This is a genomic window from Roseateles sp. P5_B10 (assembly GCF_056400485.1).
Genome location: NZ_JBFULE010000177.1, coordinates 1 through 8309, shown reverse-complemented (window position 1 = coordinate 8309; position 8309 = coordinate 1). Strand labels below are relative to the sequence as shown.

The window sequence follows — 8309 nt, the reverse complement described above, 5'->3', positions numbered from 1 at the left end:
CGGTTGGAGTTTCAGCTAGGAAGGTTTATGCAAACGCTGGAACCTACACCGTCCAGTTGACGGTTACCGACTCCGTGGGTGCGACATCTACTGCTACGCAGCAAGTTGTGGTTTCACAGGGGGCTTACCCGCCGCCAAGCGCGAATTTTGAAATACAGCCAGGTGTTGGAACTGCAGGGGCGGTTGCGCAGTTTTCCGCTGCGTTGAGCAGCGCCCCTGGTGGTTCCATTGCTTCTTATGTTTGGGATTTCGGCGATGGCACGACCGGAGTCGGAGTCGGCGTCGCCAAGACATACCAGTACATCGGCACGTATAAAGTCGCCTTGACGGTGGTGGATAATCATGGATTGAGTTCTGTGAAGACCGCTTTGTTTTCGGTTGGAGCGCCTCCAGGTATTGCCACGAATGTGGCGTTGGCTGCCAATGGCGGTATTGCATCTGCCTCCAGCGTGTATGACGGCCATTACCCGGTTAAATCAATCAATGACGGTGATAGAAAGGGTTTGAATTGGGGCGCCGGAGGGGGGTGGAACGATGCCACGTCGCGTGTCTATCCCGACTGGGTGCAGGTCGACTTCAACGGCATGCAGACGATCAGCGAAATTGACGTATTCACACTGCAGGATGATAAGGAATCGCCGTCGGCGCCTACGCTGGCGATGACCTTCGCAAAATATGGAATCACTCAGTACGACGTCCAGTATTGGGATGGCGGAGGATGGGTGACTGTAGAAGGCGGCAATGTCACCGGAAATGACAAGGTGTGGCGGCAATTTGTATTTGCACCGGTTAGTACGACCAGTATTCGAGTCCTGATAGCAGGTGCGATGAACAACTTCTCGCGCATYGTCGARGTGGAGGCSTGGACGCCGGGMRGCATGGCCAACCAGGCGCCGGTGGCCAACATCAGCGGCCCGACSAGYGGGCAGGTGGGCGCGAACCTGAGCTTCTCCGGYGCSGGSAGCACSGATGCGGAAGGCCCSATCGCCARCTACGCGTGGACGTTCGGGGACGGCACGAGCGCCAGCGGGGTGTCGGYCACGAAGAGCTACAGCGCGGCAGGCAGCTACACGGTGACGYTGACGGTGACCGACGCTGGAGGCCTGACCAACAGCAAGACGCAGGCGGTGGTGATCACGGCGCCGGCCAACCAGGCGCCGGTGGCCAACATCAGCGGYCCGACGAGTGGGCAGGTGGGCGCGARCCTGAGCTTCTCCGGYGCSGGSAGCACSGATGCGGAAGGCCCSATCGCCARCTACGCGTGGACGTTCGGSGACGGCACGAGYGCCAGCGGGGTGTCGGYCACGAAGAGCTACAGCGCGGCRGGCAGCTACACGGTGACGTTGACGGTGACCGACGCTGGAGGCCTGACCAACAGCAAGACGCAGGYGGTGGTGATCACGGCGGCAACRGGRGGACAGGCGGTCAATGTTGCTGCAGCCGCCAACGGCRGCGTCGCCACAGCGTCCAGCACTTTTGACTCCAGATTTCCCGCCAGCGCGGTCATCGACGGCGATCGGCTGGGGCTGAACTGGGGAGCGGGCGGYGCGTGGGCGGATGGCACTTCGGGCGTCTACCCGGACTGGGTGCAGATCGACTTCAACGGCATGCAGACGATCAGCGAAATCGATGTGTTCACGCTGCAGGACAACGCCTACTCGCCCTCAGTGCCGACGCTGGCGATGACGTTCAGCAACTTCGGTATCCTGCACTTCGAAGTCCAGTACTGGAACGGTRCCGGGTGGGTGGATGTGCCGGGCGGCAGCGTCATCAACAACAACAAGGTGTGGCGGCAGTTCGYCTTCGCGCCCATCACCACACAGCGCATCCGCGTGCTGGTGAACAGCTCGGCCTACTATCTCTCGCGCATTGYCGARGTGGAGGCSTGGACCGCATCTCAATAGTCAGGATGGCCGGGCCGTTGCAGGTGATGGGATGGATGCCCCGACCCGAAGAGGGCACCCAACCGTCAAAGTGGATAGGTCAGCAACCGCTTGATCGGCAGGAGGGCTTGYAGCCCGTCGTTCAGGCGAGCCGGTAGTCTGGCGCGTGCCGGCGCAGCCACTGCTCCAGCATCATCAGGATCCAGACCATCTCGCCGTAGTAGCCGGCATGCTCCTTGAGCCGCTGGGTCAGCAGGCTTTCGACGAACTCGGTGCGCACGATGCCGCGTGCCGCCACGCCGCGCAGTGATTCCGCGGCCAGTGCGTTCAGCGCCGCGTCCTTGACGGCCCAGGGGCCGAAGGGCAGGCCGAAGCCATGCTTCTTCTTGGTCAGGATCTCGTCGGGCAGGAAGCCGCGCAGCGCCTCCTTGAAGAACCAGCGCAGCTTCAGGCCCTTGAGCTTGTAGCTGGTCGGCAGCTTCAGCGAGAAATCCAGCAGCCGCGTGTCCAGCAGCGGGAAGCCGACGTCCACACCAGCCAGGGCTGTCGTGCCGACGACCTTGGGCAGGTCGTTCTCGGCCAGCGTGTAGCGCCAGTCGAAGGCCAGCATCTGGTTGACGAGGCTGGCCTCGTGCGGGCCGGCGGCCCAGGTGGCGCGCTGGTGGTCGCGCGGTGCGCCGGTGTCCACGGCGGCCAGGAAGGCTGGCGTCAGCACCTCGCTCATGCCCAGTCGGTCCAGCAGGTTGTAGCTCTGCATGCGGTCGGGCATGGGCACGCGGGCCTGGCGGATGTAGCTGGTGCCCTTCTTGAGCAGCGGGATGTTGCCGGTGACCGGGTTGACGAACAGCGGGTTCAGCACGCCGGTGCGCAGCGGCGACGGAATCTGGCTGTAGACATGGAAGACGCGCTCCTTGGCATAGCGGGTGTTGCCGCCAAAGAGCTCGTCGCCGCCGTCGCCGGCCAGCATGCGGTGGTAGCCATCGTCATGCGCCTTGCGCGCGCAGTAGAAGGCGGGCACTGCGGAGGAATTGCCGAACGGCTGGTCGTAATGGGCGGCGACGTCGGGGATGGCCGCCACCAGATCGGCCGGTGTCACGTAGTACTCGTGATGGTCGGCGCCAAAAGCCTTGGCGGCGATGCGCGCGTATTCCATCTCGTCATAGCCCTCGGCCTCGAAGCCGATGGAATAGCTGGCCGGCGCCTGGCCCGTGGCCTCGCGCAGCAGGCCGGCGACTGTGGAGCTGTCGGTGCCGCCGCTCAGGAAGCAGGCGGTCTTGCCGTCGGCGCTCAGCCTGTCCTTGACCGCCGCGCGCAGGATGCCGTGGAACTCCTCCTTCAGCGCGTCGAAGCTGGGCCGGGCCTGCTCGTCGAAGCGCGCGACCCAGTAGGGTGCGACGGTCAGCTGGCCGTTCTCGAACAGCGCGTAGTGGGCCGGCGGCAGGCGGTGGATGCCGGCGTAGATGGTGCGCGGGGACGGGATGCAGTGATGGAAGAGGTAGTTGAAGAGGGCCTGGGTATCCAGCTCGCGGATGCCGAGCTGGCGGGCCAGTTCGTCGGCCCGCGTCGCGAAGTGCAGGCGGCCGTCCCGCACGGCGTAGCACAGGCTGTGCACGGCGAAGCGATCGATGGCGAGGTAGCTGCCCCCACCGGGGAGGTCGAGCGCGACGGCGAATTCGCCGCCCACGTCGGTCGCGCAGGCGGCGCCGCGCGCGGCATAGGCTTGGCGCCAAGCGGCCAACGCATCTCCGGCGCGCGCGCTGAAGCGGGGGGAGCCGGAGGCGAACGGCGTGTCGGGCGGCAGGGCTTGGGCTTGCATGCGGATCTTGGGGTCAGGACGCGGGATTGTCGTTGGGATGGGCAGTGCTTCGCAGTGCGTGCAGGCGCCGCCAGGCATTGCCGACGGTCTGGCGCACCAGGCCGACCAGGCCGCGCAGCGTCAAGGGGTCGTAGGCGACCAGCCCGAGGCGTTCGCGGCGCTGGCTCATCCATTCGGCCTTGTACGGGGCGTCGCCGATCAGATAGTCCACCTCCTGGACGCGCTCCAGGTCGAGCGCCTGCTCCATCAGCAGGGCGGTCAGCAGCGTGCCCGGAGCCAGCGCCTTGTAAGCCTGGTCGTAGGCCAACTTGTAGATGTTGGCACGGCCGTTGGCGATGATCCAGATCTGGGCCGCCACCGGTTTGTCGTGAAGCCAGGCCAGGCCCAGGCGCAGCCAGCCGCGGCGCGCGCACAGGCGGATCAGGCCTGGCATGAAGTCGGGGTAGGGCTCGGGCACCTTCCAGCTGTGGGCGTAGACATCGCGATAGGCGGCCAGTGCGCCTTCGAGCGCGTCGCCGTCGCGCACGACCTCCAGCCGACCGCCTTCACTCGCGAACTTCTTGCCCATGCGCTTGATCGTGCTGCGCAACTGGCCGCTGCGACCCTTTAGATAGTCGGCCCAGTTCTGGCGCACCGGCTCATACCAGTTGCCAAACGAGAAGTAGGCATGCGTGCTGAGGCCGGCAAGAGTCAAAGCCCTCTTGAGCAGCGCGAACTCTCGCGAATCCGGGTCCATCGGCGAGAAACGATAGGCGGCCGCGCCGCCGCCCGTCCGTCGCAAGGCGCGTGTCAGCGGCAGCAGATCCTCGGCCTCGACGTCGTCTTCCATCGCCAGCGCGTAGATGGCTGTGTAGAAGTTGGACAGCGCGCTGATTTCACGGCCCAGTGCCCCGCTCTGCGCGACGGTGGGCAGCACGGCCAGCACGCGCCCCTGGCGGCGCAGCACGTGGATGCGCACCTGGGCCTGCGGTTCGCTTGCATAGACGGTGTCGATCAGGTTGGCGTACCAGTCTGCACCCAGCTCGACATGGCGCTGCTCGGCCTTGTGCATCAGGGCAAGTGCATCCGCCGGCAGCTCGCGCACGTGGATGTAGGTGTCGACGCTGGCGCCGCTGCGGCTCACCATGATGTCGGTGTCCACCGGTTGGCTGGCACGACCGTGCCAGCCGCGGCTGCCGCGCCTGAGCAGGCCATAGAGGGCCGGCAGGCCGCGGTGGCGATAGACGCTCACATGGTTGATCCAGCGCTGCGACGTGGACCATGCCAGCAGGTCGGATTCGGCGTTCGTGTAGAACTCGACGCCGCCGCCTGGTGCACGCGTGAACAAGTCCTCCAGCGTGCGCAGCAGCAGGATGCGGCCGGGCGCAAAGCGCTCGAACTGCTCGTGGAAGGCCGTCTTCAGCATGACGGCCATGCCACCGCTCAGCAGCAGCATGCGCGAGGCCAGCAGTTCTTCGCCCAACCAGAGTTCGTAGACCAGCGACTCGCCGCGGGCGGCGAACTCGCGCATGACTTCGGCGTAGAAGGGCCCCTGCGGGTTGTCGCTGCTGACGGCCGTGCCTTCGCGGCCTTTCCAGCCGCTGGACTCCAGCCCCGCGTAGCGTTGCACCGCAGCCTCGATCGACTCGGGTGCGCTGGTGACGGTCAACCGTTCTCCACCTGGCTCGGATTGCAGCCGGCGCAGGTAGCGGCGCATGTTCTGGATGAGCTTGCGCGGTCGTTGAGCCCAGTAGTCATCGAAGCTGCCCTTCAGGCTGACGCTCATCGTCAGCGCATGCGGCTGGCTCTGCACGGGAAGCCTGGGCAGCTCGCGCAGGTCGCCGAAGTGCGGGTCGTTGCACAACAGGTCCAKCTCGCTCGCATAGCCGGGCAGCGCAACGAGCAGGCCGCGCAGCTCCAACCCGGCCGGGATCAGGCTGGGGCCGATCTGCGTCTGCGAGGGCAGGAAGCTGGACCAGACACCCAGGCCGCGCGTCTGGGGGTTGATGAGCAGCATGGCGACGGCCTCGCCTTCGCGGCTGGCGATGGCGAGCAGCACGCCTTGCGCCGCGAAATGGCGCAGCAGGGCATCGACGAACAAGCCATCGAGCATGCCGTGGCCGCCCATGAGCTGCCCGTTGAGGCGATCCCAGGCCTCCCGGTGGGGGCCGAGGCCTTGCACCGGGGTCAGCGTGTGGAGTTGCCAGTCCAGGCCGGGGTTCATGGGGTGTCGAGATCCAGGAAATGTGCGCCCGTCCTGGCGCAGAGACGGGCATGGTGGCGGATGCGGCCCAGCTCCGCCAGCACACGCAGGCTGGCCAGCAGGCTGCCGAGGAAGGCCTTCAGGTCGTGGTTGGCAAGCAGCTCAGCCAGCGGCTGCACGACGCCAGCGGCCAGCAGCCGCAGCAACTGGCCGGGCAGGCTGCCGCCGGGGCGCTTGAAGTCCAGCAACAGCTCCGAGCGCTTGCGCTCACCGCGGCTGGTGACCTGGCTGCCCCAGCTCTGCGGCGCACGGGCAGCCTTGGCGCGCAGATGCACGATGCGTGCGGCCGGCAGCAGCGCCGTGCGCAGGCCGTGATGGGCGAAGCGCTCGATGAGGTCGTCGTCCTCGCCGTACATGAAGAACAGYGGGTCGAAACCGCCGACACGGCTGAACACCCCGGCGCGCAGCATCCAGGCCGCCGCATTGATGCCGCGGGTGGGGTAGTGCGGCTGCACGCGGCCGAGGCAAGCGTCGGACAGATAGCCCGGCGCATGGCGCTGTAGATAGGCGCTCTGGGTGTTGGGGTCGACGCGGCCCAGGTCGGGGCTGCAGTGCAGGGGGCTGACGATGTCGAAGCTCGGCTCGGCCTGCAGGAAGGCCACGAGCTGGGCTATGGCTTCGGGCGTGACGTAGGCGTCCTGGTTCAGCAGGAAGATCGCGTCGGCGCCAGCGCGCAGGGCGTGGGCGATGCCCAGGTTGTTGCCGCGGCCGAAGCCGAGGTTGGTGGCGCTTTCGATGAGGACGGCTTCGGGGAAGTCCCGGCGCACCAGGTCGCGGGTGGTGTCGGTGGACGCGTTGTCGACGACGACGGCCGTGCAGGGATGGCTGCTGTCGCGCAGGGACTGCAGCGCGCCGGCAATCCAGGCGGCGCCGTTGAAGGTGACGATGACGACGAAGACCTTCATGAGGCGGCTGCCGCAGCRCGACGTCGATCGAGGAAAGCGCGGATTTCCGCGTACAGCGGATGGCCAAGCAGTTTCAGTCCGGCCAGCCAGATCAGCACGGTCAGGCCGGCGCAGGCCAGCAAGGCGTGGAGGGCGAGCGGTTGGCCGGCCGGGCGCAGCCAGGCCGCCACCAGGGCGGCGGGCAGCAGGCAGGCCAGGGCCAGCAGCGCATTGCGCCCCAGCTCGCGCGCAATGGCGCCGAAGTCACTGGGCAGGCAGCGTTGCTTGAAGGCATAGAAATAGGGCACGGCCACCACGGCCATCGCCAGCACGCCCAGCGCCAGCGGCTCCAGCGCCCGCCAATGCCAGATGACGGCGATCAGCAGCAGCGCCTTGACCGGCTGGATGATGAGGTCAGCCAGCGCCACCAGCTTGGCATGGCCAGCGGCCAACATCAGCGTCGGGATCAGGCTGTTCAGCACGCTGACCGCGCCGGCGGCGCAATAGATGGGCACCAGGGGCGCCGACGCATCCCATTGCGAGCCGAACATCAGCCGCAGCACCTCGAGCGCGAACAGGCCGACGAAGCCGTAAAACGGCCAGGCGACGGCGCTGACAGCCCCCAGGCTCTGCACGAAGCGCTGCTCCAGCCGCTCATCGTCGCGGTGGGCTTGGGCGAAGGCCGGGTAGGCGACCGAACGCACCGTGCCCATGATGTCGCGGTGGAAGAGGTTCATCAGGCCTTGCGCGCGGCTCGCGATGGCCACCTGGCCGAAGTCCAGCAGCTTGCCCACGGCCAGGTCGTTGATGTCCATGGACACCGAGGTGACGACATTGGCTGCCGTGACCGGGCCGCCGAAGCGCAGGATCTCGCGCCAGCGGTGCAGCTGTGGCCGGGCGAGCCGCCCCCAGGCGCCGGCCAGGCTGACACCCAGCGCGGTAATGAGGCTGGCCCCGACGTCGCCCCAGGCCAGGCTGGCCGCGCCCACGCCGGCCCAGGCCAGGCCCAGCGTCGTGAAGGTGCCGACGACCGCGGCGGCGACGTTGACGCGCATCAGCACGTCGAAACGCATGTCGCGCCGCAGCAGCGCGATCGAGATCGAGTTGAAGGGCAGGATCAGGAAGTTGATGGAGATGATTCGCACAATGTGCGTCAGGCTCGCGTCGCCATAGAACTCGCCGATCCACGGCGCCACGGCGTGGATGCCGGCAAACAGGCCGCCGCCGAGCAGCAGCGAGGTGCCCAAGGCGCTGCCGACATCCTCAGGGCCCAGGTCCTTGCGCTGGATCAGGTAGTTGGCGAGGCCGAAGTCGCGCACGACCTGGGCCATGCTGATCAGCGCCATCGACACCGAGTACAGGCCGATCTGTTGCGGCGTCAGCAGGCGTGCCAGCAGCGTGAACGACAGCAGCTGCAGGCCGATCAGCAGATAGCGCTCCAGGAAGGCGAAGCCGAGCGAGCGGCGGACCGTGTTCATCAATAC

The 8309-nt window shown here is 66.8% G+C and carries 5 protein-coding genes; 1 reads left to right on the top strand and 4 read right to left on the bottom strand.

Annotated features, from left to right (window positions below):
- A partial coding sequence (locus AC1DU6_RS13260) for a PKD domain-containing protein (protein WP_477857663.1) occupies nucleotides 1-1904 on the top strand: 1904 nt, incomplete at its 5' end.
- A 121-nt stretch (nucleotides 1905-2025) separates the two neighbouring features.
- Here the strand turns inward: AC1DU6_RS13260 and AC1DU6_RS13255 are convergent.
- The 4 genes from AC1DU6_RS13255 to AC1DU6_RS13240 all read right to left on the bottom strand — a co-directional run.
- On the bottom strand, nucleotides 2026-3699 hold the full coding sequence (locus tag AC1DU6_RS13255) for an asparagine synthetase B family protein (RefSeq protein ID WP_457355050.1): 1674 nt from the start codon (nucleotides 3697-3699) through the stop codon (nucleotides 2026-2028).
- Nucleotides 3700-3712: 13 nt separating this feature from the next.
- Entirely contained in the window at nucleotides 3713-5902 is a 2190-nt protein-coding gene (locus tag AC1DU6_RS13250) for a GNAT family N-acetyltransferase (protein ID WP_477857661.1), read from the bottom strand.
- Nucleotides 5899-6846: a glycosyltransferase family 2 protein gene (locus AC1DU6_RS13245; protein ID WP_477857659.1), complete on the bottom strand. Its 948-nt coding sequence runs from the start codon at nucleotides 6844-6846 to the stop codon at nucleotides 5899-5901. The genes AC1DU6_RS13250 and AC1DU6_RS13245 overlap by 4 nt, the downstream gene beginning before the upstream one ends.
- Nucleotides 6843-8309 (bottom strand): lipopolysaccharide biosynthesis protein (locus AC1DU6_RS13240; RefSeq protein ID WP_477857657.1); only part of this gene is annotated, 1467 nt, incomplete at its 5' end. The genes AC1DU6_RS13245 and AC1DU6_RS13240, both read right to left, overlap by 4 nt.